The 21,947-nt window shown below is 74.6% G+C and carries 18 protein-coding genes; 7 read left to right on the top strand and 11 right to left on the bottom strand.

Annotated features, from left to right (window positions below; translation table 11 throughout):
• Positions 1-5 precede the first annotated feature (5 nt).
• Positions 6-956, bottom strand: coding sequence for a helix-turn-helix transcriptional regulator (locus ACQP60_RS16635; protein WP_429734859.1), 951 nt, complete (start codon positions 954-956; stop codon positions 6-8).
• A 124-nt stretch (positions 957-1,080) separates the two neighbouring features.
• Here ACQP60_RS16635 and ACQP60_RS16630 point away from each other — a divergent pair, with 124 nt between their 5' ends.
• Complete coding sequence (locus ACQP60_RS16630) at positions 1,081-2,205, top strand: epoxide hydrolase family protein (RefSeq protein ID WP_429734857.1); 1,125 nt, start codon at positions 1,081-1,083, stop codon at positions 2,203-2,205.
• 104 nt (positions 2,206-2,309) lie between these two features.
• Positions 2,310-3,158: a siderophore-interacting protein gene (locus ACQP60_RS16625; RefSeq protein WP_429734855.1), complete on the top strand. Its 849-nt coding sequence runs from the start codon at positions 2,310-2,312 to the stop codon at positions 3,156-3,158.
• Positions 3,159-3,176: 18 nt separating this feature from the next.
• On the opposite strand, the gene ACQP60_RS16620 is transcribed toward ACQP60_RS16625, so the two are convergent.
• On the bottom strand, positions 3,177-3,653 hold the full coding sequence (locus ACQP60_RS16620) for a hypothetical protein (RefSeq protein ID WP_429734853.1): 477 nt from the start codon (positions 3,651-3,653) through the stop codon (positions 3,177-3,179).
• Positions 3,654-3,769: 116 nt separating this feature from the next.
• Here ACQP60_RS16620 and ACQP60_RS16615 point away from each other — a divergent pair, with 116 nt between their 5' ends.
• Positions 3,770-5,035 (top strand): amidohydrolase, encoded by a 1,266-nt coding sequence (locus ACQP60_RS16615; RefSeq protein ID WP_429734851.1) that lies wholly within the window; start codon positions 3,770-3,772, stop codon positions 5,033-5,035.
• Between the two features lie 30 nt (positions 5,036-5,065).
• Here the strand turns inward: ACQP60_RS16615 and ACQP60_RS16610 are convergent, their stop codons facing one another.
• Positions 5,066-5,824: an IclR family transcriptional regulator gene (locus ACQP60_RS16610; RefSeq protein ID WP_429734849.1), complete on the bottom strand. Its 759-nt coding sequence runs from the start codon at positions 5,822-5,824 to the stop codon at positions 5,066-5,068.
• 98 nt (positions 5,825-5,922) lie between these two features.
• On the opposite strand from ACQP60_RS16610, the gene hutH reads away from it, so the two are divergent.
• From hutH to hutI, 3 genes are read left to right on the top strand one after another with little or no spacing between them, the layout of a single operon-like run.
• Positions 5,923-7,539 (top strand): histidine ammonia-lyase, encoded by a 1,617-nt coding sequence (gene hutH, locus ACQP60_RS16605; RefSeq protein WP_429734847.1) that lies wholly within the window; start codon positions 5,923-5,925, stop codon positions 7,537-7,539.
• 44 nt (positions 7,540-7,583) lie between these two features.
• A complete protein-coding gene (gene hutU, locus ACQP60_RS16600) occupies positions 7,584-9,269 on the top strand; it encodes a urocanate hydratase (RefSeq protein WP_429734845.1) in 1,686 nt (561 codons plus the stop codon).
• Between the two features lies 1 nt (position 9,270).
• Positions 9,271-10,518 carry an imidazolonepropionase gene (gene hutI, locus ACQP60_RS16595; protein WP_429734843.1) on the top strand — a complete coding sequence of 416 codons (1,248 nt, stop codon included), beginning with the start codon at positions 9,271-9,273 and terminating at the stop codon, positions 10,516-10,518.
• 11 nt (positions 10,519-10,529) lie between these two features.
• Here the strand turns inward: hutI and ACQP60_RS16590 are convergent, their stop codons facing one another.
• A complete protein-coding gene (locus ACQP60_RS16590; protein ID WP_429734839.1) occupies positions 10,530-11,477 on the bottom strand; it encodes an arginase family protein in 948 nt (315 codons plus the stop codon).
• A 420-nt stretch (positions 11,478-11,897) separates the two neighbouring features.
• Between ACQP60_RS16590 and ACQP60_RS16585 the strand changes: the two genes are divergently transcribed.
• The gene (locus tag ACQP60_RS16585; RefSeq protein WP_429734837.1) at positions 11,898-13,349 is read left to right on the top strand and encodes a dicarboxylate/amino acid:cation symporter; all 1,452 of its coding nucleotides are present in this window, start codon (positions 11,898-11,900) and stop codon (positions 13,347-13,349) included.
• Positions 13,350-13,418: 69 nt separating this feature from the next.
• On the opposite strand, the gene ACQP60_RS16580 is transcribed toward ACQP60_RS16585, so the two are convergent.
• The 7 genes from ACQP60_RS16580 to ACQP60_RS16550 form a co-directional block, all read right to left on the bottom strand.
• The gene (locus ACQP60_RS16580) at positions 13,419-13,910 is read right to left on the bottom strand and encodes a hypothetical protein (protein ID WP_429734835.1); all 492 of its coding nucleotides are present in this window, start codon (positions 13,908-13,910) and stop codon (positions 13,419-13,421) included.
• Between the two features lie 73 nt (positions 13,911-13,983).
• Positions 13,984-14,682 (bottom strand): response regulator, encoded by a 699-nt coding sequence (locus tag ACQP60_RS16575; protein WP_429734833.1) that lies wholly within the window; start codon positions 14,680-14,682, stop codon positions 13,984-13,986.
• Positions 14,679-17,171, bottom strand: coding sequence for an ATP-binding protein (locus ACQP60_RS16570; RefSeq protein ID WP_429734831.1), 2,493 nt, complete (start codon positions 17,169-17,171; stop codon positions 14,679-14,681). The genes ACQP60_RS16575 and ACQP60_RS16570 overlap by 4 nt, the downstream gene beginning before the upstream one ends.
• Positions 17,172-17,173: 2 nt before the next feature.
• Positions 17,174-17,800 (bottom strand): potassium-transporting ATPase subunit KdpC, encoded by a 627-nt coding sequence (kdpC, locus tag ACQP60_RS16565; protein ID WP_429734829.1) that lies wholly within the window; start codon positions 17,798-17,800, stop codon positions 17,174-17,176.
• A 24-nt stretch (positions 17,801-17,824) separates the two neighbouring features.
• Positions 17,825-19,975, bottom strand: a complete 2,151-nt coding sequence (gene kdpB / locus ACQP60_RS16560) for a potassium-transporting ATPase subunit KdpB (protein ID WP_429734827.1) — start codon at positions 19,973-19,975, stop codon at positions 17,825-17,827.
• A gap of 3 nt (positions 19,976-19,978) precedes the next feature.
• Positions 19,979-21,652, bottom strand: coding sequence for a potassium-transporting ATPase subunit KdpA (gene kdpA / locus ACQP60_RS16555; RefSeq protein ID WP_429734825.1), 1,674 nt, complete (start codon positions 21,650-21,652; stop codon positions 19,979-19,981).
• A complete protein-coding gene (locus tag ACQP60_RS16550) occupies positions 21,652-21,741 on the bottom strand; it encodes a potassium-transporting ATPase subunit F (protein WP_429734823.1) in 90 nt (29 codons plus the stop codon). Before ACQP60_RS16550 ends, kdpA begins: the two co-directional genes overlap by 1 nt.
• Positions 21,742-21,947 lie beyond the last annotated feature (206 nt).

The following is a 21,947-nucleotide window of genomic DNA, read 5'->3' as shown; positions in this document are numbered from 1 at the left end:
TGCCGTCAGCCCGGGACGGCGCGGGCGTAGCGCGCGGCCAGCACGCGCAGGTGCTCGACCAGCTCGGGCGGCTCCGTGACGTGGAAGTCGAGGCCGAGGAGGCCGATCCAGACGGCGACGACCTCGGCGCTGTCGCCGCCGGTGACGAGCACGGACCGTCCGTCGGGCAGCGGCTGGACGGTGCCGACCGCCGGGTTGATCCGGGCCAGGACCTCCTGCGCGGGCGCGTCGACCACGACGCGCGCGTGGAACGCCCACCCCGTGCGCGCCACCTCCTGCACGACGAACGTGGTGAGGTCGCCCGGGAACTCGACGGGGGTGAACCGCCGCCCGCCGGGGGTGCGCAGGCGCAGCCAGTCCACGCGGTACGGCGCCCAGGTGCCGGTGGCCGGGTCGCGGGCCACGAGGAACCACCGGTGCTGCCACGCGACCAGGTGGTGCGGCTCGAGCTCCAGCGGCTCGCCCTGGTAGTCGCAGCGCACGCCCACGTGGTCGCGGATCGCCGCGGCCAGCGCGGTGAGCTCCTCCGGGTCCACCTCGGGCTCGTCGGTATAGGGGCCGGTGTTCGCCGGCCCCGCCGTCGAGGCGGTGCGCAGCGCCGACACCCGGCGTCGCAGGCGGTCCGGCAGCACCTGCTCCAGCTTGGTGAGAGCGGACTGCCCGGACTCCTCGAAGCCGGCGGTGCCGGTGGCGGCGCGCAGGCCGACGGCGACCGCGACCGCCTCGCCGTCGTCGAGCAGGAGCGGGGGCAGCCGCGCGCCCGCGCCGAGTCGGTAGCGACCGCCCGGGCCGCGCACCGCGTGGACGGGATAGCCCAGCTCACGCAGCCGAGCGACGTCGTTGCGCACGGTGCGGTCGGTGACGTCGAGGCGGTCGGCGAGCTCGGCGCCGGACCAGTCGGGGCGGGACTGGAGCAGCCCCAGCAGGGCGAGCAGCCGCGCGGACGTGGAGCCCATCGAGACCTCCGAGAAACTCGTCGGAACCCGTCCAGAATAGAGGAAAGAACTGTTCCTGAACCGTTCCTATCGTGGTTGTCAGGAGCTGGGGCACGGGCCCGGCTCACGATCTGGGAGACCCGCCATGAACGCCACGACCCGCCTCGAGCTCCGCCCCTTCACCGTCGCCGTGCCGCAGGCCGACCTGGACGACCTGCACCAGCGCCTCGAGCGCACCCGCTTCGCGCCCGCCGCCCCCGGCGACTCGTGGGAGTACGGCACCCCCGAGTCGTACCTGCGCGACATGGTCGAGCGCTGGAAGGCCTTCGACTGGCGCGCCGTCGAGGCCCGGCTCAACGCGTACCCGCAGTTCACGACCGACATCGACGGGCAGACGATCCACTTCCTGCACGTGCGCTCGCGGCACGACGGCGCGACGCCGCTGCTGCTCGCCCACACCTACCCCGGGTCGGTGCTCGACTACCTCGACATGATCGACGCGCTCGTCGACCCGGTGGCCCACGGCGGGCGCGCCGAGGACGCGTTCGACGTCGTCGTGCCGTCCATGCCGGGCTTCGGGTTCTCGACGCCGCTGGTGGGCGAGTGGACGATGGCGCGCGTCGCGCGCACCTACGACGCCCTCATGCGGGGGCTCGGCTACGCGTCGTACGGCATCCACGGCAGCGACGGCGGGGCCATGGTGGCGCGCGAGCTCGCCGTCCTCGACCCCGAGGGCTTCCTCGGGGCGCACGTGCTGCAGCTGTTCTCGTTCCCGTCCGGCGCCGAGGGGGAGATGGACGGGTTCGGCGAGAAGGAGTACGCGGCGCTCGGCCACCTGCAGTGGTTCCAGTCCGTCGGGGCGTACAACGTCATGAACGCGTCGCGTCCGCAGACGATGGCGGCCGGCCTGGCCGACTCGCCCGTCGCGACGCTCGCGTACCACGAGCTCTTCGAGAGCTTCGGCAACGGGACGTCGCTGGTCCGGCCGGAGCAGGTGCTGGCCCAGGCCACGCTGTACTGGCTGACCAACACCTACGCGACCGCCGCGCGGTACCACTACGCGGAGCAGCGCTCCGGCGCCGAGCCGGTGGTCAGCACGGGGCGGATCGGCGTCGCCGTCTTCAAGGACGACTTCCAGACCCTCCGCGCGTTCGCCGAGCGCGACAACGCGCGCATCGAGCACTGGTCGGAGTTCCCGCGCGGCGGCCACTACGCCGCGCTGGAGGTGCCCGACGACGTCGTCGCCGACGTGCGGGTGTTCTTCGGCTGAGCCATTTCGGCCGTCACTTCGGCAAGCGGTGGATCTGTTCGGCAGGGGAGGGTGCCGAACAGATCCACTCCGTGCCGAACGGATCGTCGTGGTGGAATCGAGGCGTGTTCTCGCGACCCCGCACCCCGTTCGACCTGGTCCCCCGACGCGTGCGCGTGCACGCGGTCACCGAGCTCACCGGCACGCTGCGCCGCACCACGTTCCGCGACGTCGACGGCGCGGACCCGGGCGCCCCGACGTCGCTCGCGGCGCTGCGGGCGCCCGGCCCGGAGGACCACGTCAAGGTCTTCCTGCCCGACCCGGCCACCGGGGAGCTGCACGCCCCCACCCTGGCCGCGGACGGCGGGCTCCAACGCCCGACCGGCGTCGTCTCCATCTCCCGGGACCTCACCGTGCGCGCCGTGCGGACGGTCGACGGGGTGGCCGAGGTCGACGTCGACTGGGTGCTGCACGGCGACGAAGGGCCGGCGTCCGCGTGGGCGTCGCGGGCGGCCGAGGGTGACGAGGTCGTGCTCGCCGGCCCGCGCGGCAGCGTCGGGGTGCCGGACGGCATCGGCCGGCTGACGCTGGCCGGCGACGAGACCGGGCTGCCGGCCCTCTCCCGCTGGGCGGCCGCCCTCGGCGACGGCGTGCCGGTGACGGCGATCGTCGAGATCGGCGACGACGTCGACGAGGCGTACGTCGAGGACGAGCTGGGCGGCGCGACCGTCGAGATCCTCTACCGCACCGACGGCCCTGGGCAGCTCGCGGAGGCGGTGCGCTCGCTGGGCGGGCTGGAGGCCGACGAGCTGTTCGTCGGCCTCGGCGAGGCCGACGACCTCGTGCCCGTGCGCCGCCACCTCCGGCGCGAGCTGGGCCTGCCCGCCGAGCAGGTGCACGTCTCCGGGTACTGGCGGCGCGGCACGGTCAACCTCGACCACCACCTGCCGATCGACCCGAGCGACCCCGACTGAGCCCCGGGCGCCGCCGCGTCAGGCGGCGGCGCTCTCCGTCTCGCCGCGCAGGGCGTCGATCTGCTCCTGGAGCGTGGACAGCAGGTCCGCGACCTGCGCGGCGCCGTTCTCCCGCGCCTCGTCGGTCACGTGCTTCACCTCGGCCGACGCCGCCTCGAGCGCCACCTGCGCGTCCTCGAGCGCGACGACCGCGCCGTCCTGGGACTGCTCGGCCCGCGCGAGGGCGTCGCGCGCCTCGTCGGTCGCGGCCTGGGCGGAGGCCATCGCGTTCGTGACGTCGGTACGGAGCTCGTCGGGGATGCCGGTCACCTGCTCCTCGATGCGCTGCAGGTCGGAGTCAATGGCCTCGGCCTGGCTCTGCGCGTCGGCGATGAACTGTTCGACGTCGGCGGGGGCGGAACACGCGCCGAGCATCATCGCGAGGGCCAGGAGGCTGGCCGCGGCGAGACGGGTCGTCGTCTTGCCCTTCGTGGTGCTCGTCGTCGCTGACGTCATGGCCACGATTCTGCCCTGCCAACCTGAACATTCCCTTATGGGGCCGTGGAGATCTTGCACACAGCGACCGCCCGGCTGCCCAGGACGGCGACGCCCCGCGGCGGCAGGATGACGCCATGAGCGCGCTGACGACGGCCGAGCTGACCGCGATCTACACCGACCTGCACGCCCACCCGGAGCTCGGTTTCGCCGAGCACCGCACGGCCCGGATCGTGGCCGACCGGCTCCGCGGCTGGGGCTACGACGTGCACGAGGGGATCGGCGGGACGGGCGTCGCCGCCGTCCTGGCGAACGGCACGGGGCCGCGCGTGCTGCTGCGCGCGGACATGGACGGGCTGCCGGTCACCGAGCGGACCGACCTGCCGTACGCGTCGACACAGGTCACGACGGCCGCCGACGGTCAGGAGACCGGCGTCATGCACGCCTGCGGCCACGACGTGCACGTCACCTGCCTGCTCGGCGCCGCAGCCGAGCTCGCCGCGCGCCGGGACGCCTGGTCGGGCACGCTCCTGCTCGTCTTCCAGCCGGCGGAGGAGCTGGGCAACGGCGCGCGGGCCATGCTCGACGACGGCCTGTACGCGACCGTCGGCGGCGCGCCGGACGTCGTGCTCGGCCAGCACGTCATGCCCACGCCCGCCGGCGTGGTGAGCGTGACGCCGGGCGTGGCGATGTCGGCCACGGACTCGCTGCGGATCACCCTGCACGGGCGTGGGGGCCACGGGTCGATGCCGGAGACCACCGTGGACCCCGTGCTCATGGCCGCGGCCACGGTGCAGCGGCTGCAAGGCGTCGTGTCCCGCGAGGTCGCGGCGGGCGACTCGGCGGTCGTGACCGTCGGCGCGATTCGCGCCGGGACCCAGCCGAACATCATCCCCGACCGCGCCGAGCTGCTGGTCAACGTCCGGACCTTCACGGAGCCGGTGCGCGAGCGCGTGCTCGCCGCGATCCGCCGCATCGTCGAGGCGGAGGCCGCCGCCTCGGGCGCCACCGAGGCGCCTGAGGTCGAGACGATCACCACCTTCGCGGCCATGGTCAACGACCCGGACGCGACCGAGCGCACCCGCCCGGTGCTGGCCGCCGCGCTCGAAGGGCAGCGGGCGCTCATCGAGTCGGCCGGCGGCCGGCCCGCCGTCCTGACCCTGCCGCCGATGGCGGCGTCGGAGGACGTCGGCGAGCTCGCGACGGATGCCGGCGTGCCGCTCGTGTACTGGTTCCTCGGCGGCTTCGACCCGGCCCGGTTCGCCGGCGTCGACCTGACGACGGGCCGGCTCCCCGAGGGCGTCGCGTCGAACCACTCACCGTTCTTCGCCCCGACGCCGCAGCCGACCCTCGACCTCGGCGTCGCGACGCTCGTCGCCGCCGCGCGGGAGTGGCTCGACTGAGCCCGGAACGCTCGATGCGGAGGGGGCGGGTCAGCGCGCGCCGAGGCGGCGGCTGATCTCGGCGGCGGCACGACCGGCCGCGGCGGCGAGCTCGTCGCGGCGGGCGGCGTCGACGTCGTCGGACCAGAACGTCAGCGCGACGCCCGCGACCGGGTGGCCGGTGTGGTCCAGCGCGGCGTGGGCGACCGACGCGAGGCCGGTCGTGACCTCGCCGTCCTCGGTGGCGTGCCCGCGACGGCGGGTGTCGCGCAGCACCTCCCGCAGGTCGCGCAGGGTGCGCGGGCCGACGCCGGTGCGGTCGGCGAGCGCCGCGGCCGACGGGAACAGCGCCCGCACCTGCGGGGCGGGCAGCCGCGCCAGCACCGCCCGGCCGCTGGCGGTGAGGTGGCTGGGGAGGCGCACGTCGACGTCGGTCACGAGGCTGGGTCGGTGCGGCGCGCGCTGTTCCACGAGGTACAGCACCTCGCGACCGTGCAGGACGGCGAGGTGCGCGCTCTCGCCCGTCGTCTCGACCAGCCGCGCGATCACGGGCCGGGCCAGCCGGGCGAGCGGCGCCTGCCGCGCGTACGCCGAGCCGAGGGACAGCGCCGCCGTCCCCAGCCCGTAGCGGTGCTCCTCGGGGAGATGGGTCACGAACCCCTCGTCCACCAGCACGGACAGCAGGTGGTAGACGGTGGACCGCGGCAGGCCCAGGTGCTGCGCGATCGCGGCCGCCGGTACCGGGCCGGCCTGCGCGGCGAGGTGCGTCAGCACCCGCAGCGTGCTGCGCGCCGCGGGGACGTCCGCCATCGGGCCTCCTCCACGAGCGGGCCATGGTGTCTGGGATCCCAGACTGAACCTCCCCGGGACCCGTGTCCAGCGCGCCGCGGACGGTGTGTGCTGGCGGCATGACCGTCACCACCACCCGCGCCGTCGCCGAGAACCGTGTCGTCGAGATCGGCGGCGACCCGCTGACCGTCGACGCCGTCGTCGCCGTCGCCCGCCACGGCGCGCAGGTCCACCTCACCGACCGCGCCCTGGCGGGGATGGCCGCGAGCCGCGCGGTCGTCGAGGACCTCGCCGACGACGCCCGCCCGCACTACGGCGTCTCCACCGGCTTCGGCGCCCTCGCGCGCCGCCACATCCCCACGGACAAGCGCGCGCAGCTGCAGCTCGGGCTGGTGCGCTCGCACGCCGCGGGCACCGGGCCCGAGGTGGAGCGCGAGGTGGTGCGGGCGCTGCAGCTGCTGCGGCTCGCCACGCTCGCGACCGGCCGCACGGGCGCGCGACCGGTGGTCGCGGAGACGTACGCCGCGATGCTCAACGCCGGCATCACGCCCGTCGTGCACGAGTACGGGTCGCTCGGGTGCTCCGGCGACCTCGCGCCGCTGGCCCACGTGGCGCTCGCCGCGCTCGGGGAGGGGCCGGTGCGCGTCGCGACGCCGGAGGGTGCCGACGGCGAGCTCGTCGACGCCGCGGAGGCGCTCGCGGCGGCCGGCATCGCGCCGCTGGAGCTGCGCGAGAAGGAGGGCCTGGCCCTCATCAACGGCACCGACGGGATGCTCGGGATGCTGTGCCTCGCGATCCATGATCTGCGTGACCTGCTCCGCACCGCGGACGTCGCCGCGGCGTCGAGCGTGGAGGCCCTGCTCGGCTCGGACGCGCCGTTCGCGGAGGACCTGGTGGGGATGCGGCCGCACCCGGGGCAGGCGGCGTCGGCCGCGAACCTGCGGGCGCTGCTCGCCGGGTCGCCGGTCGTGGCGAGCCACCGGACCTTCGACGCCGACGGCCGTCCCGAGTGCACCCGCGTGCAGGACGCGTACTCGCTGCGCTGCGCGCCGCAGGTGCACGGCGCGGCGCGGGACACCGTCGAGCACGCGGAGGCGGTCGCGGGGCGCGAGCTCGCCTCCGCGATCGACAACCCCGTGGTCACGGTGGACGGCCGGGTCGAGTCGAACGGGAACTTCCACGGGGCGCCCGTCGCGTACGTGCTGGACTTCCTCGCGATCGCCGTCGCCGACGTCGCCAGCATGAGCGAGCGGCGCACGGACCGCTTCCTCGACGTCGCGCGCAACGAGGGCCTGCCGGCGTTCCTCGCCGACGACCCGGGCGTCGACTCCGGCCTGATGATCGCGCAGTACACGGCCGCCGGGATCGTCTCGGAGCTCAAGCGGCTGGCCGCGCCGGCGAGCGTCGACTCCATCCCGTCGTCGGCGATGCAGGAGGACCACGTGTCCATGGGCTGGGCCGGGGCGCGCAAGCTGCGCCGCGCCGTCGACGGCCTGGGCCGCGTGCTCGCCGTCGAGCTCATGACCGCCGCCCGCGCCCTCGACCTGCGCTGCGCCCCCAGCTCGGCCCTCGCGCCCGCCGCGGGCACCGGGGCCGTGCACGCGCTGCTGCGGTCCGCCGTGCCCGGCCCCGGGCCCGACCGGTTCCTCGCCCCCGAGATCGACGCCGTGACGCGGCTCGTCTCGGGCGGCGCGGTCGTCGCGGCCGCGAGCGCCGCCGTCGGCCCGCTCCGCTGACCCGCTCCACCGACCCTCCGATCGACCTCCCGAAGGAGACGACGATGTCCCACGAGCTCGGCACTCCGGTCCCCGTGCGTGCGCCGCGCGGCACGACGCTCACCGCCCGCAGCTGGCAGACCGAGGCGCCGCTGCGGATGCTCATGAACAACCTCGACCCCGAGGTGGCGGAGCGCCCCGACGACCTGGTCGTCTACGGCGGCACCGGCCGTGCGGCGCGCGACTGGCCGAGCTACCACGCCATCGTGCGCACCCTCACGACGCTGGCCGACGACGAGACGCTGCTCGTCCAGTCCGGCAAGCCCGTGGGCGTGCTGCGCACGCACGAGTGGGCGCCGCGCGTCCTCATCGCGAACAGCAACCTCGTGGGTGACTGGGCCACCTGGCCGGAGTTCCGGAGGCTCGAGGCGCAGGGCCTCACGATGTACGGGCAGATGACGGCCGGGTCGTGGATCTACATCGGCGCGCAGGGCATCCTCCAGGGCACGTACGAGACGCTCGCCGCGGTGGCCGCGAAGCGGTTCGGCGGCACGCTCGCCGGGACGCTCACGCTCACCGGCGGGTGCGGCGGCATGGGCGGCGCGCAGCCGCTCGCCGTGGCGCTGAACGGCGGCGTGTGCCTGGTGGTCGACGTCGACCGGTCGCGCCTGGAGCGGCGCGTGCGCGAGCGCTACCTCGACGAGGTGGCGGACGACCTGGACGACGCCGTCCGCCGCGTCGAGGCGGCGAAGGCGGAGCGCCGCGCGCTGTCGGTCGGCGTCGAGGGGAACAGCGCGGAGGTCGTGCCGGAGCTGCTGCGCCGCGGCGTCGCCGTGGACGTGGTCACCGACCAGACGTCCGCGCACGACCCGCTGTCGTACCTGCCCGTCGGCGTCTCGGTGGACGAGTGGCACGACTACGCCGCCGCCAAGCCCGAGGAGTTCACCGACCGGGCGCGCGAGTCGATGGCCCGGCACGTGGAGGGCATGGTCGGCTTCCTCGACGCGGGCGCCGAGGTGTTCGACTACGGCAACTCGATCCGCGACGAGGCCCGCCGCGGCGGCTTCGACCGCGCCTTCGACTTCCCGGGCTTCGTGCCGGCGTACATCCGGCCGCTGTTCGCCGAGGGTAAGGGCCCGTTCCGCTGGGCGGCGCTGTCCGGAGACCCGCGCGACATCGCCGCCACCGACAAGGCCGTCCTCGACCTCTTCCCCGACGACGACCACCTGCACCGCTGGATCCGCGCGGCCCAGGAGCGCGTCGCGTTCCAGGGCCTGCCCGCCCGCATCTGCTGGCTCGGGCACGGCGAGCGCGACCGCGCGGGGCTGGCGTTCAACGACCTCGTCGCCTCCGGGGAGGTGAGCGCGCCCGTCGTCATCGGGCGCGACCACCTCGACGCCGGGTCCGTCGCCTCCCCGTACCGGGAGACGGAGGGCATGGCCGACGGCTCCGACGCCATCGCCGACTGGCCGCTGCTCAACGCGCTCACCGCCGCGTCGTCGGGCGCCACGTGGGTGTCGCTGCACCACGGCGGCGGCGTCGGCATGGGGCGGTCCATCCACGCCGGGCAGGTGTCCGTCGCGGACGGCACCGACCTCGCGGCGCGGAAGCTCGCGCGCGTGCTGTCCAACGACCCGGGGCTCGGCGTCCTGCGCCACGTCGACGCCGGGTACGACGACGCCGCGGCCGCCGCCGCGCGGGGCGGGCTGCGCGTGCCCATGCTGGAGACGGACCCCGACGCGGAGGTGTGACGTGCGCGAGGTGGAGCACCCGGGCGGGTCGCACCCGGCCACGCTGATCCTGGGGATCGGCGAGCTCACGACGAACGACCCTGCCCTCGGGGACGGCGACCCGACGGGCCTCATGCACGACGCCGCGCTGCTGCTCGACGGCGGGCGCGTGGTCTGGGCGGGCCCCGAGCGCGACGTCGCGTCCGGGGTCGAGGAGGCGCTGGGCCGCGCGCCGGACCGCGTCGTCGGGGTCGACGGACGCGCGGTGATCCCCGGGTTCGTGGACTCGCACAGCCACCTGGTGTTCGCCGGCGACCGGTCGGCCGAGTTCGAGGCGCGCATGGCCGGGCGCCCCTACGCCGCGGGCGGGATCCGCACCACGGTGGCCGCGACGCGGGCGGCGTCGGACGACGCGCTGAGGGCGGGCCTGCGCCGGCACGTCGACCAGGCGCTGGCGCAGGGCACCACGACGCTCGAGACCAAGAGCGGCTACGGGCTGAGCGTCGCCGACGAGGAGCGGGCCGTCCGCCTCGCCCGGGAGGTCACCGACGAGGTGACGTTCCTCGGCGCGCACGTGGTGCCGCCCGAGTTCTCCGGCGCCGCCGACGCCTACGTCGACCTCGTCGTCGGCGACATGCTCGCCGCCTGCGCGCCGCACGCCCGCTGGGTGGACGTGTTCTGCGAGACGGGCGCGTTCACCCCGGAGCAGTCGCGCCGCGTGCTGGAGGCGGGCGCGGCCGCCGGGCTGGGCGTGCGCGTGCACGCGAACCAGCTCGGGCCGGGGGAGGGCGTGCGCCTCGCCGTCGACCTCGGCGCCGCCGCCGTCGACCACTGTACCTACCTGTCCGACGACGACGTCGCGGCGCTCGCGGCGTCGTGGGGTGGGGGAGCACAGGGGACCGTCGCGACGCTGCTGCCGGGCGTCGAGTTCTCCACCCGCCAGCCGTACCCCGACGCGCGCCGCCTCCTCGACGCGGGCGCCGTCGTCGCGCTGGCCAGCGACTGCAACCCCGGCTCGTCGTACACGAGCTCCATGCCGCTCATGGTGGCGCTCGCGGTCCGCGAGATCGGCATGACCGTCGCCGAGGCCGTCTGGGCCGCGACGGGAGGCGGCGCCCGTGCGCTGCGTCGTGACGACGTCGGGCACCTCGCGCCCGGCGCGCGCGCCGACGTCGTCGTCCTCGACGCCCCGAGCCGCACGCACCTCGCCTACCGCCCCGGCGTCCCGCTCGTGCACGCGGTCTGGAAGGACGGCCATCCCGCGAGGTAGTGCCCGGGTCACTACCTCGCGCGGAGGGTGAGGCCGGCGAGGACCTCCAGCACGCAGAGGGCGGCGAGGCGGACGGTGCGGCCGTCGGGGGCGTCGGCGGTGGCGTCGACCTCGGCGAGGTCGACGGAGCGGACGCGCGGGTCGGTGGCCGCCGCGCGGACCAGGGCCCGCAGCTCCCAGGCGGCGAGGCCGCCCGGAACGGACGCGGGGCAGGCGGGGGCGACGGCGCGGTCGCAGACGTCCACGTCGACGTCCAGGTGCACCGGCCCGCCCGCGGCGCCCGCGACGTCGAGGGCCTCGCGGACGACGTCGCCCAGCCCGGCGGGGCCGTTCCCGCGGGCACGCAGGTCGTCGAGCGTCACGACCGTGATGCCCAGGTCGCGCGCCCGGCGCGCGTAGGCGGCGGAGTTCGCGAAGTCCGCGATGCCGATCTGCACGACGCGCGCCGGGTCCAGCCCGGCCTCGACCAGGCGCCGCACGGGCGAGCCGTTGGAGACGCCGTCGCGCAGGTCGTAGTGCGCGTCGAAGGTGACCAGCCCCGCGGTCGCGACGTCGTCCCCCCAGGCGCCGAGGGCCACCGGGACGGTGAGCGCGTTGTCCCCGCCCAGCGCGACGACGGCGCGCGCCCCCGCCAGGGCCTCCCCGACGGCGGCGCGAGCGCGGGCCTCGCCCTCCGGGCCGTCCGGCTCGTGCACGTCGCCGTGGTCGACGACGGCGAGCTCGCCGAGGTCGACCGGCGCGCCGTCCGCGCCGCGGATCAGGGCCGGGCTGTAGCGCCGCAGCGCGTCGCGCACCGCGGCGGGTGTCGCGTGCGCGCCCGTGGTCGACAGCGACGTGCGCCACGTGGGGACGCCGAGCAGGGCCAGGTCGGCGCGCGTTCCGGCGGTGGCGTCGGCGGGGCCGGGCCAGGCGCCGGCGCGGGGCCAGAGGGGGTCGCGGGGCAGGGGAGCGGAGGTCACCTGCCGACCGTACGACCTCCATGAGGTGCCTCACACACCCGGGGGATCCCCTGGGCATCGTGGTATCCCACTGCTACTGTCTGGCATTCGTGGGTTCGATACCTACGTTCGATCATGTCGATCATTCGACCGGCTGATCCCCGATTCCCCCACCGAGCATGGAGTTCCCGTGGCCGTCAGCGTTCCTGTGAGGCACCCCCTCATCGCGCGCCTCGACGTCGACTTCCGTCGCGTCGCCAGCGCGCTGTGTCGCTGACCCTCCGGCCCACCGTCGACGACGTCGTCGACGGCCGGAGCCCGCGCCGCCGCTGACCGGTCCGCGCGAGGCCTCCCGCTCGTCCCCGCACTCCCCCGGGCGCTGTGCGCCCACCCTCTGCTGTCCCGGTGCTGCCCCGCGGCACCTCGGCGAAAGGTTCATCTGTGTCTTCCGCAACCAAGGTCCCCGGCGCGCCGCCGCGCGAGCGCAAGGGGCTGCGCTTCCCGTCGTTCTCGGTCCAGATCCTGCTGGGCCTCGCGCTCGGCGTGCTGCTCGGCTGGCTGGCGCTGGCCCTCGGCCCGCAGGCCGACGGCGAGACGCCCAACGGCCTGACCACGACGCTCGACACCATCGGCTCGTCGTTCGTCACCCTGCTCAAGGCGATCGTGCCGCCGCTGATCTTCACGGCGATCGTCGCGTCGATCGCGAACCTGCGCTCCGTCACCAACGCGGCCCGCCTCGCCGGTCAGACGCTGCTCTGGTTCGCCATCACCGCCGCGATCTCCGTGGCGATCGGCATCGGGCTGGGCCTCGTGTTCCAGCCGGGCCACAACACGACCCTCACGGTCGCCGACGGCGAGGGCGCGCCGTCCAGCACCGGCACGTGGCTCGACTTCCTCAACGGCCTCATCCCGACCAACGTGCTCGGCCTGGGGGCGTCGACCGACCTCGAGACCGGCGACACGAGCATCAGCTTCAACGTGCTGCAGATCCTGGTGGTCGCTCTGGTCATCGGCATCGCCGCGCTGAAGTCGGGCGCCAAGGCCGACCCGTTCCTCGCGTTCAACAAGTCCGCGCTCGCCATCGTGCAGAAGGTGCTGTGGTGGATCATCCGCCTCGCGCCGCTGGGCACGATGGGCCTCATCGGCAACGCCGTCGCCACCTACGGCTGGGAGTCGCTGCGCTCGCTCGCCTCCTTCTCCGTGGCGATCTACGTGGGCCTGGCGCTGGTCCTGTTCGTCGTCTACCCGGTGCTGCTCAAGGTCAACGGCCTCGGCGTCGTCGCCTGGTTCAGGGGCGCATGGCCGGCGATCCAGCTCGCGTTCGTCTCCCGCTCGTCGGTGGGCACCATGCCCGTGACGCAGCGCGTCACCGAGCGCAACCTCGGCGTGCCGAGCGAGTACGCGTCGTTCGCGGTGCCGCTGGGCTCGACGACGAAGATGGACGGTTGCGCCTCGATCTACCCGGCGATCTCCGCGATCTTCGTGGCGCAGATCTTCGGCATCGACCTGTCGCTGACCGACTACCTGCTCATCGCCTTCGTGTCCGTGGTGGGCTCCGCCGCCACCGCGGGTCTCACCGGCGCGATGGTCATGCTGACCCTCACGCTGTCCACGCTGGGCCTGCCGCTGGCCGGCGTGGGCCTGCTCCTCGCCGTCGACCCGATCCTCGACATGGGCCGCACCGCGGTGAACGTCGCGGGGCAGACGCTGGTCCCGACCATCGTCGCCAAGCGCGAGGGCATCCTCGACCTCGAGCAGTACCGCGCCGCGTCGTCGGAGCACCTGTTCGACGAGGACGAGGCTCAGGACGGTGCGCAGGACGACGCCGCCCAGGCCGAGCCCGCGGCCGACGACGCCGGCCGCGAGCCGGTGGGTGCCGGCGCGAAGGCCTGACGCCCCGCAGCGCGTGACGGAGGCCCGGTGGGGACGACCCGCCGGGCCTCCGGTGCGTTCCGGGGCCGTTCACCGGGCGAGGGCGGCGGCCTCGACCAGCCCGGCGCAGGGGACGGCGAGGACGTCGCCGCGACGGAGGTCGCGCGGCAGCCAGGCGGTGGGGCCGCCTCGGCCGGGCGCCGGGTGCAGCGTGAACCGGCGCTCCGGAGCCTGCGACGCCCGCCCGACGAGCCGCGCTCGCTCCACGAGCGCCGCGCAGCCGCCGAGGTCGGCGTCGAGCCAGGCCTGCCGGGCGTCGTCCCCGAGCCGCGGGACGGCGTCGACCACGCGCGTCAGGACGACCGTCCGGGGTGCGTCGTCGCCCCAGTACCGGTCGACGCGCGCGACGTCCGCGCCGACCGGGACGTAGACGCGCGGGGTCGGGTAGTGCTCGGCGAGCCGGGCCAGGCTGGTCCGGTCGACGAGCACGTCGTCGGCCGCGAGCTCGGTGCCCTCGGGCCACCCCTCGAGCGCCGCGTGCCGGTGCCGGACCAGGGTGGTGAACAGCGTCGTGAGGCTCATGCCTCCGGTCTACTGCGGGGCGGGCCCGGGGGACCCGGACCTCACGGAACGCATACGGGGGTGGGCCCGATCCTCACGACTCCCCGCCGTCCGGGTCGAAGCGGTAGCCCATGCCGGACTCGGTGACGAGGTAGCGCGGGGAGGCGGGGTCGGGCTCGAGCTTCTTGCGCAGCTGCGCCACGTACAGCCGCAGGTACCCGGTGTCGCTCACGTGCTCGGAGCCCCAGATCTCGGTGAGGAGCGTCTGGCGGGTGACGAGCTTGCCGGGGTTGCGCACCAGCCGCTCGAGCATCTGCCACTCGGTGGGCGTGAGGCGCACGTGCTCCGACCGCCCCTCGCGGGCGCGCGTGACGCTGTGTGCGGACAGGTCCACCGTGACGTCGCCGAACCGCACCACCGGGTCGGAGTCCTCGTGCGCCACGCGCCGCGTGAGGGCGCGGATCCGGGCCAGCAGCTCCTCGATGGAGAACGGCTTCGTCACGTAGTCGTCCGCGCCGGCGTCGAGCGCCTCGACCTTGTCCGCCGCGCCCGTGCGCCCGGACACCACGAGGATCGGCGCGTCCGACCAGCCGCGCACGGCGTGGATGACGTCGATCCCCTCCAGCTCCGGCATGCCCAGGTCGATCATGAACACGTCGGGGCGGTGGTCGATGGCGCGGGCGATCGCCTGCGTCCCGGTGGTCGCCGTGACGATCTCGTACCCCTGCGCGGTGAGCGTGATCCGCAGGGCGCGCAGGATCTGCGGGTCGTCGTCGGCGATGAGGATCTTCATGGGGCGGTCGCCTCCGGTCGGTCGGCAGGGAGGGCGACGACCATCGTGAGGCCGCCGCCGGGGGTGTCCTCGGGGGTCAGGGTGCCGCCCATGCCCTCGACGAACCCCTTGGACAGCGCGAGCCCGAGCCCCAGGCCGGTCGTGTTGTCGGTGTCGCCGAGCCGCTGGAACGGCACGAACACGTCCTCGCGCCGGTCGGCGGGGATCCCTGGCCCGTGGTCGACCACCCGGATCTCGACCGTGCCGGCGAACGTGCTGGTGGAGACCCGTACCCGGCGCCCGGCGGGGGAGTGCCGCAGCGCGTTGGCCAGCAGGTTCACGAGCACGCGCTGGAGCAGCACGGAGTCGGCGACGACGCTCGGCGCGGTGAGGTCCAGGTCGAGCTCCACCTCGCCGGGGCCGACGCCGAGCTCGTCGAGGGCGGGCAGCACGACGTCCGCCGTCTCGACGGGTGCCTTGGAGACCGCGAGGACGCCCGCCTCCAGGCGGCTCACGTCGAGCAGGTCGGTGATGAGGGTGGCCAGGGCCGTCAGGCTCTCGTCGGCCGTGGCCAGCAGCTCCTCCCGGTCCGCCTCGCTCAGCGCGCCGCGGGCGGAGCGCAGCCCGCTCACGGCGGCGGCGGCGGAGCTCAGGGGGCGGCGCAGGTCGTGGCTCAGCGCGGACAGCAGGGCGCTGCGCACGCGGTCGGACTCGGCGAGCTGGTCCACCTCGCTCGCCACCTCGGCCAGGTCGCTGCGCTCCAGCGCGGCCTGCAGCTGGACCGCGATGACGTTGAGGAGGCGGCGCTCGGAGGCCGCGAGGTCGCCGCCGGACAGCTCGAGGACGGCGCGGTCGCCGACGTCGATCGTCGTGCGCGGGCCCGCCGGGTCGTCCTCGCCGTCCGCGGCGAGCACCACCCCGCCGGCGACCAGGCGCGCCCCGGAGAGGCCGAACGCCTCCCGCGCCCGGGCCACCAGCGCCTGCACGGCGTCCTGCCCGCGCAGCACGCTGCCGGCGACCGTCGCCAGCACCTCCGACTCCGCGGCGGCCCGGTGGGCGGCGCGCGTCGTGCGGGCGGCGCGGTCCACGACGACGCTCACCAGCACGGCCGTGACGACGTACAGGACGAGGGCGACCACGTGCAGCGGCTCGCCCACGGTGATGGTGTGGATGGGCTCCACGAAGAAGAAGTCGAGCGTAACTCCGGACAGGATCGCGGCGTAGACGGCGGGCCCCGCCCCGCCGACCAGCGCCACCACGACGACGAGCAGCTGGTACGACAGCACGTCGGAGACGATCGACTCCTCGCTGCGGACCGACACGAGCGCCCACGTGAGCAGGGGCCCGCCCAGTATCGCGAGCAGGAAGCCGGCCACGCGGCGCTTCGCCGACAGCGCGCCGCCCATGCGGGGCAGGCGGGCGCGCCCGCCCGCGGCGGCGTGGTTGACGATGTGGACGTCGATGTTGCCGGCCTCGCGCGTCACGGTCGCGCCGATCCCGGGCCCGCTGAGCGCGGCGGCGAGGCGGCCGCGGCGGGAGACGCCGATGACGAGCTGCGTCGCGTTGACGCCGCGCGCGAACTCCACGAGCGCCGTCGGGACGTCGTCGCCCACCACCTGGTGGTAGGTGCCGCCGAGCTCCTCGACGAGCATCCGCTGCCGCGCGAGCGCGCCGGGGGTCGCGCCGCGCAGGCCGTCCTGGCTGGTGACGTGCACGGCGAGGAGGTCGCCGCCCGCCGACCGCGCCGCGATGCGCGCCCCGCGCCGCAGCAGCGTCTCGCCCTCGGGGCCGCCCGTGAGCGTCACGACGACCCGCTCGCGCGCCTCCCACGTGGAGTCGATGCCGTGCTCCGTGCGGTAGTGCTGCAGCGCCGCGTCGACCTCGTCGGCCAGCCACAGCAGGGCGAGCTCGCGCAGCGCGGTGAGGTTGCCGAGCCGGAAGTAGTTCGACAGCGCCGCGTCCACGCGTTCGGCCGGGTAGACGACGCCGGAGGACAGCCGGTCGCGCAGCGCCTGCGGCGCGAGGTCCACGACCTCGATCTGGTCGGCGGCGCGCAGCACGGCGTCGGGGATGGTCTCCTGCTGCACCACCCCGGTGATCTTCTGCACGACGTCGTTGAGCGACTCGATGTGCTGGATGTTGACGGTCGAGAGGACGTCGATGCCGGCGTCGAGCAGGGCGTCGACGTCCTCCCACCGCTTCGCGTGCCGCAGGCCGGGCGCGTTGGTGTGCGCGAGCTCGTCGACCAGCGCGACGTCGGGCCGCCGCGCGAGGACGGCGTCGAGGTCCAGGTCGGTGAGCTCGACGCCGCGGTGGACGACGGCCGCGCGGGGCACGACCTCCAGCCCCCGCGCCATCGTGGCCGTCGCGGCGCGCCCGTGCGTCTCCACGAGCGCGACCACGACGTCCCTGCCGTCGTCGCGCAGCCGCTTGCCCTCCTCGAGCATGGCGTAGGTCTTCCCCACACCCGGCGCCGCGCCGAGGAGGACGCGCAACCTGCCGCGACCCATGCTCACCTCCCGAGCTCGGCCGTGCTCTCGTCGAGGGCCACGTTGAGCTCCAGGACGTCGACCACGGGCTCCCCGAGGTACCCCAGGGCGCGACCCTCAGTGTGCCTCGCGACGAGGTCCGCGACCTCCCGTTCCGGCAGGCCGCGGGCGGCGGCGACCCGCGCGACCTGCAGGTCGGCGTACTCCGGGCTGATGTGCGGGTCCAGCCCCGACCCTGACGCGGTGACGGCGTCCGCCGGGACGTCGGCGGGGTCGACGCCCTCGAGCGCGGCCACGGCCGCGCGACGCTCCTCGATCGCGGCGACGAGGTCGGGGTTTTCCGGGCCCAGGTTCGAGCCGGACGACGCGGTGCCGTCCCAGCCGTCGCCGGCGGCCGACGGCCGCGGCTGGAAGTACTGCGGCAGGGGCGTGCCGTCGGCGTCGGCGAAGCCCTGGCCGATCAGCGCCGACCCGACGACCTCCCCCTCGCCGTCGTGCACGAGCGAGCCGTCGGCCTGCGCGGGCAGCAGGAGCTGCCCGACGCCGGTGATCGCCGCCGTGTAGCCGACGCCGAGCAGCAGGGTGAGGACGATCATCGCCCGGACCGCGACCCCGAGGGTGCGGCCGGTGCTGCGGGTGGTGGCGTTCATGGGTGTTCCTTCTTCCTGCTCTGCTCAGAAGCCGGGGACGAGGCGCACGACGAGGTCGATGAGCCAGATGCCGACGAACGGCGCGACGATGCCGCCGAGGCCGAAGACCAGGAGGTTGCGCCCGAGGGTCTTCGAGGCGTCCATGGGCCGGTACCGCACGCCGCGCAGGGACAGCGGGATGAGCAGCACGATGATGATCGCGTTGAACACGATGGCCGAGACGACGGCCGACGACGGCGAGCTCAGGCCCATGATGTTGAGGGCCTCCAGGCCCGGGAACACGCCCATGAACATCGCCGGGATGATGGCGAAGTACTTCGCGATGTCGTTGGCGATCGAGAACGTCGTCAGCGCGCCGCGGGTGATGAGCAGCTGCTTGCCGATGCGGACCACGTCGATGAGCTTGGTCGGGTCGGAGTCGAGGTCGACCATGTTGCCGGCCTCCTTCGCGGCCGACGTGCCCGAGTTCATCGCGACGCCCACGTCCGCCTGCGCGAGGGCGGGGGCGTCGTTGGTGCCGTCGCCGGTCATCGCGACGAGGCTGCCGCCCGCCTGCTCGCGCCGGATGAGCTCCAGCTTGTCCTCCGGAGTGGCCTCGGCGAGGTAGTCGTCCACCCCGGCCTCGGCGGCGATGGCCGCGGCGGTGAGCGGGTTGTCGCCGGTCACCATGACGGTGCGGATGCCCATGGAGCGCAGCTCGGCGAACCGGTCCGCGATGCCCTCCTTGACGACGTCCTTGAGGTGCACGACGCCGAGCACACGGCCTGGCTCGCCCGGCGCCCGGACCGCCACGACCAGCGGCGTGCCGCCGGACCGCGCCACCCGCTCGACGGCGTCCTCCACCTCCGCGACGACCGGGGCGGCCGGGGCGCCGCCGTCGCCCAGCCAGGCCATGACCGCGCTGCCGGCGCCCTTGCGGATCTGCGTGCCGTCGGGCTCGTCGAGGCCCGACATGCGGGTCTGCGCCGTGAACGGCACGACCTCGCCGGGTGCGGTGTCGCCCACCTCGGCCCCGACCCGGGCGGCGAGCGCGACGATCGACGCGCCCTCCGGCGTCGGGTCCGCGAGGGAGGACAGGGCGGCGGCGCGCACCAGGTCGCGCGCGTCGACGCCGGACAGCGGCAGGAACTCGCTCGCCTGCCGGTTGCCGTAGGTGATGGTGCCGGTCTTGTCGAGGAGCAGCGTCGTGACGTCGCCGGCGGCCTCGACGGCGCGGCCGGACATCGCGAGCACGTTGCGCTGCACGAGGCGGTCCATCCCGGCGATGCCGATGGCGGACAGCAGCGCGCCGATCGTCGTCGGGATGAGGCACACGAGGAGGGCGACCAGCACCGCCACGCTCACCGGGCTCGCCGCGTACGAGGCGATCGGGTTGAGGGTGAGCGCCACGACCACGAACACGATGGACAGCGACGCGAGCAGGATGCTCAGCGCGATCTCGTTCGGCGTCTTCTGCCGGCTGGCGCCCTCGACGAGCGCGATCATCCGGTCGACGAACGTCTCGCCGGGCTTCGAGGTGATGCGCACGACGATCCGGTCGGACAGCACCCGCGTGCCGCCGGTGACGGCGGACCGGTCGCCGCCGGACTCCCGGATCACGGGCGCGGACTCGCCGGTGATGGCGGACTCGTCCACGGACGCGATGCCGCGCACGATCTCGCCGTCGCCCGGCACCAGGTCGCCGGCGGCGACCACGACGACGTCGCCGAGGGCCAGGTCGGCCGAGGACACGTCCTCGAGCGCGGCGCGGCGGGCCTCGGGGTCGGCCGCGTCGTCGTACCCGACGACGCGGTGCGCGACGGTGGCCGTGCGGGTCTGGCGCAGCGTGTCCGCCTGCGCCTTGCCGCGGCCCTCCGCGACCGACTCGGCGAGGTTCGCGAACACCACGGTGAGCCAGAGGAACAGCGCGATGACGGCGGTGAAGGAGCCCGGCACGACCGTGCCGCCGGACTCGGCGGGCCCGCCGAGGAACGGCTCGACGACGGCGAGCACGGTGGTCAGCGCGGCGCCCACCCACACGACGAACATCACGGGGTTGCGCCACATCTGGCGCGGGTCGAGCTTGCGGAACGCGCCGGGCAGGGCGTCCCGCACCTGGGCCCAGGAGAAGGCCCCGCCCGGGGTGCGGGACGTCGACGGGGACGGGGACGACGGGGTGTCGATCAGGGTGGTCATGGCTTACACGAGCCCTTCCGCCAGGGGACCCAGCGCGAGAACGGGGAAGTAGGTGAGTGCGGTGAGGACGACGACGACCCCGACGAGCAGCCCGACGAACTGCGGGCGGTGCGTGGGCAGGGTCCCCGCCGTTGCCGGGACCTTGTCCTGGCGGGCGAGCGACCCGGCGAGGGCGAGCACGAGCACGATCGGCACGAAGCGCCCGAGCAGGATCGCGACGCCGAGCGCCGTGTTCATCCAGGGGGTGTTCGCCGTGATGCCGGCGAAGGCCGAGCCGTTGTTGTTGGCCGCGGAGGTGAAGGCGTAGAGGACCTCGGACATGCCGTGCACGCCCGGGTTCCAGATCGACGTCGAGACGACGCTCTCGCGGACCGCGGGGATCGCGAAGCTGAGCGCGGTGCCCGCGAGCACCAGGGTGGGCGTCACGAGGATGTACAGGCTCGCGAGCTTGATCTCGCGGGGCCCGATCTTCTTGCCCAGGTACTCGGGCGTGCGGCCCACCAGCAGGCCGGCGACGAACACCGCGATGACGGCCAGCACGAGCATCCCGTAGAGGCCCGACCCGACGCCGCCGGGCGCGACCTCGCCGAGCATCATGTTCAGCATCGGCAGCATGCCGCCGAGCGCCGTGTACGAGTCGTGCATCGAGTTCACGGCGCCGGTCGACGTCGTCGTGCTCGTCGTGGCGAAGAGCGTGGACCCGACGATGCCGAAGCGCGCCTCCTTGCCCTCCATCGCGCCGCCGGCGAGCTGGGGCGCGGTGCCGTTGCCGACGCTCTCGAAGGCCGTGAGCGCCGCGAACGACGCCACGAAGATCACGCCCATCGCCGCGAGGATCGCGTACCCCTGCCGCAGGTCGCCCACCATCCGCCCGAACGTGCGGGGCAGGGAGAAGGGGATGGCCAGCATGAGCAGCACCTCGACGACGTTGGTCCACGCCGTGGGGTTCTCGAACGGGTGGGCCGAGTTCGCGTTGAAGAACCCGCCGCCGTTGGTGCCGAGCAGCTTGATGACCTCCTGCGAGGCCACCGGCCCGCCGGGGATGCTCTGCGTCCCGCCGGCCACGGTCGTGACGTCGGTGAAGCCGTCGACGTTCTGCACGACACCGCCGATCATCAGGACGACCGCGCCGACCACCGAGAGCGGCAGCAGGATGCGCAGGCAGCCCCGGACCAGGTCGACCCAGAAGTTGCCGATCGTGCCCGTGCGGCGGTGCGCGAACCCGCGCACCAGCGCCACGGCCACGGCCATGCCGACCGCCGCGGAGACGAAGTTCTGCACCGCGAGCCCGGCGAGCTGCACCGTGTAGCCGACGGTCTGCTCGGGCGAGTACGACTGCCAGTTCGTGTTCCCGACGAACGACGCGGCCGTGTTGAACGACAGGTCCGGCGCGACGGCGGGCAGCCCCAGCGAGTACGGCAGCCACTGCTGCGTGCGCTGCAGCGCGTAGAGGAGCAGCAGCCCGACGAGCGAGAAGGTCAGGACGCCGCGCAGGTAGGCCTGCCACGTCTGCCCGGACCGCGGGTCGACGCCGAGGACCCGGTACAGGCCCCGCTCGAGCCGCCAGTCGCGGGGCGTGGTGTACACCGTGGCCATGTAGTCCCCGAACGACCGGTGCACGGCCGCGAGGACGAGGGCGACGGTCCCGAGCGCGAGGACCGCCCCGACCCAGCCCATCAGAACTTCTCCGGCTTCACGAGGGCCACCACGAGGTAGACCAGCGCGGCCACGCCGAGCGCGGCGGCGAGGAGCTCGACGACGATCACAGCTTCTCCACCGCCTTCCCGATCCCGGCGACCAGCGCGAACAGGGCGATCACGCCCAGCACGTAGACGACGTCAAGCACCAGCACGTCCCCACTTCGATTCCGACGGCCGGCCTCCGGAAGAGGGGCGGGCCGGGCGCCCTTCCCGGGTGCCGACGTCGATGCAACACCCGCCGGAAGCCCTCCAGGCCCGTCCTCACGGGATCC

Source organism: Isoptericola variabilis (genome assembly GCF_050311655.1).
GTDB classification, from domain to species: Bacteria; Actinomycetota; Actinomycetes; order Actinomycetales; family Cellulomonadaceae; genus Isoptericola; species Isoptericola variabilis.
Note: the sequence above shows the minus strand (reverse complement) of the source record. Positions and strands in the feature narration are given on the sequence as shown.

What these genes read in the sequence shown, in the direction of transcription:
- ACQP60_RS16635 (WP_429734859.1), bottom strand. Translation starts at nt 956, where the DNA reads ATGGGCTCCACGTCCGCGCGGCTGCTCGCCCTGCTGGGGCTGCTCCAG.
- ACQP60_RS16630 (WP_429734857.1), top strand. Translation starts at nt 1,081, where the DNA reads ATGAACGCCACGACCCGCCTCGAGCTCCGCCCCTTCACCGTCGCCGTG.
- ACQP60_RS16620 (WP_429734853.1), bottom strand. Translation starts at nt 3,653, where the DNA reads ATGACGTCAGCGACGACGAGCACCACGAAGGGCAAGACGACGACCCGT.
- ACQP60_RS16615 (WP_429734851.1), top strand. Translation starts at nt 3,770, where the DNA reads ATGAGCGCGCTGACGACGGCCGAGCTGACCGCGATCTACACCGACCTG.
- ACQP60_RS16610 (WP_429734849.1), bottom strand. Translation starts at nt 5,824, where the DNA reads ATGGCGGACGTCCCCGCGGCGCGCAGCACGCTGCGGGTGCTGACGCAC.
- hutH (WP_429734847.1), top strand. Translation starts at nt 5,923, where the DNA reads ATGACCGTCACCACCACCCGCGCCGTCGCCGAGAACCGTGTCGTCGAG.
- hutU (WP_429734845.1), top strand. Translation starts at nt 7,584, where the DNA reads ATGTCCCACGAGCTCGGCACTCCGGTCCCCGTGCGTGCGCCGCGCGGC.
- ACQP60_RS16580 (WP_429734835.1), bottom strand. Translation starts at nt 13,910, where the DNA reads ATGAGCCTCACGACGCTGTTCACCACCCTGGTCCGGCACCGGCACGCG.
- ACQP60_RS16575 (WP_429734833.1), bottom strand. Translation starts at nt 14,682, where the DNA reads ATGAAGATCCTCATCGCCGACGACGACCCGCAGATCCTGCGCGCCCTG.
- ACQP60_RS16570 (WP_429734831.1), bottom strand. Translation starts at nt 17,171, where the DNA reads ATGGGTCGCGGCAGGTTGCGCGTCCTCCTCGGCGCGGCGCCGGGTGTG.
- kdpC (WP_429734829.1), bottom strand. Translation starts at nt 17,800, where the DNA reads ATGAACGCCACCACCCGCAGCACCGGCCGCACCCTCGGGGTCGCGGTC.
- kdpB (WP_429734827.1), bottom strand. Translation starts at nt 19,975, where the DNA reads ATGACCACCCTGATCGACACCCCGTCGTCCCCGTCCCCGTCGACGTCC.
- kdpA (WP_429734825.1), bottom strand. Translation starts at nt 21,652, where the DNA reads ATGGGCTGGGTCGGGGCGGTCCTCGCGCTCGGGACCGTCGCCCTCGTC.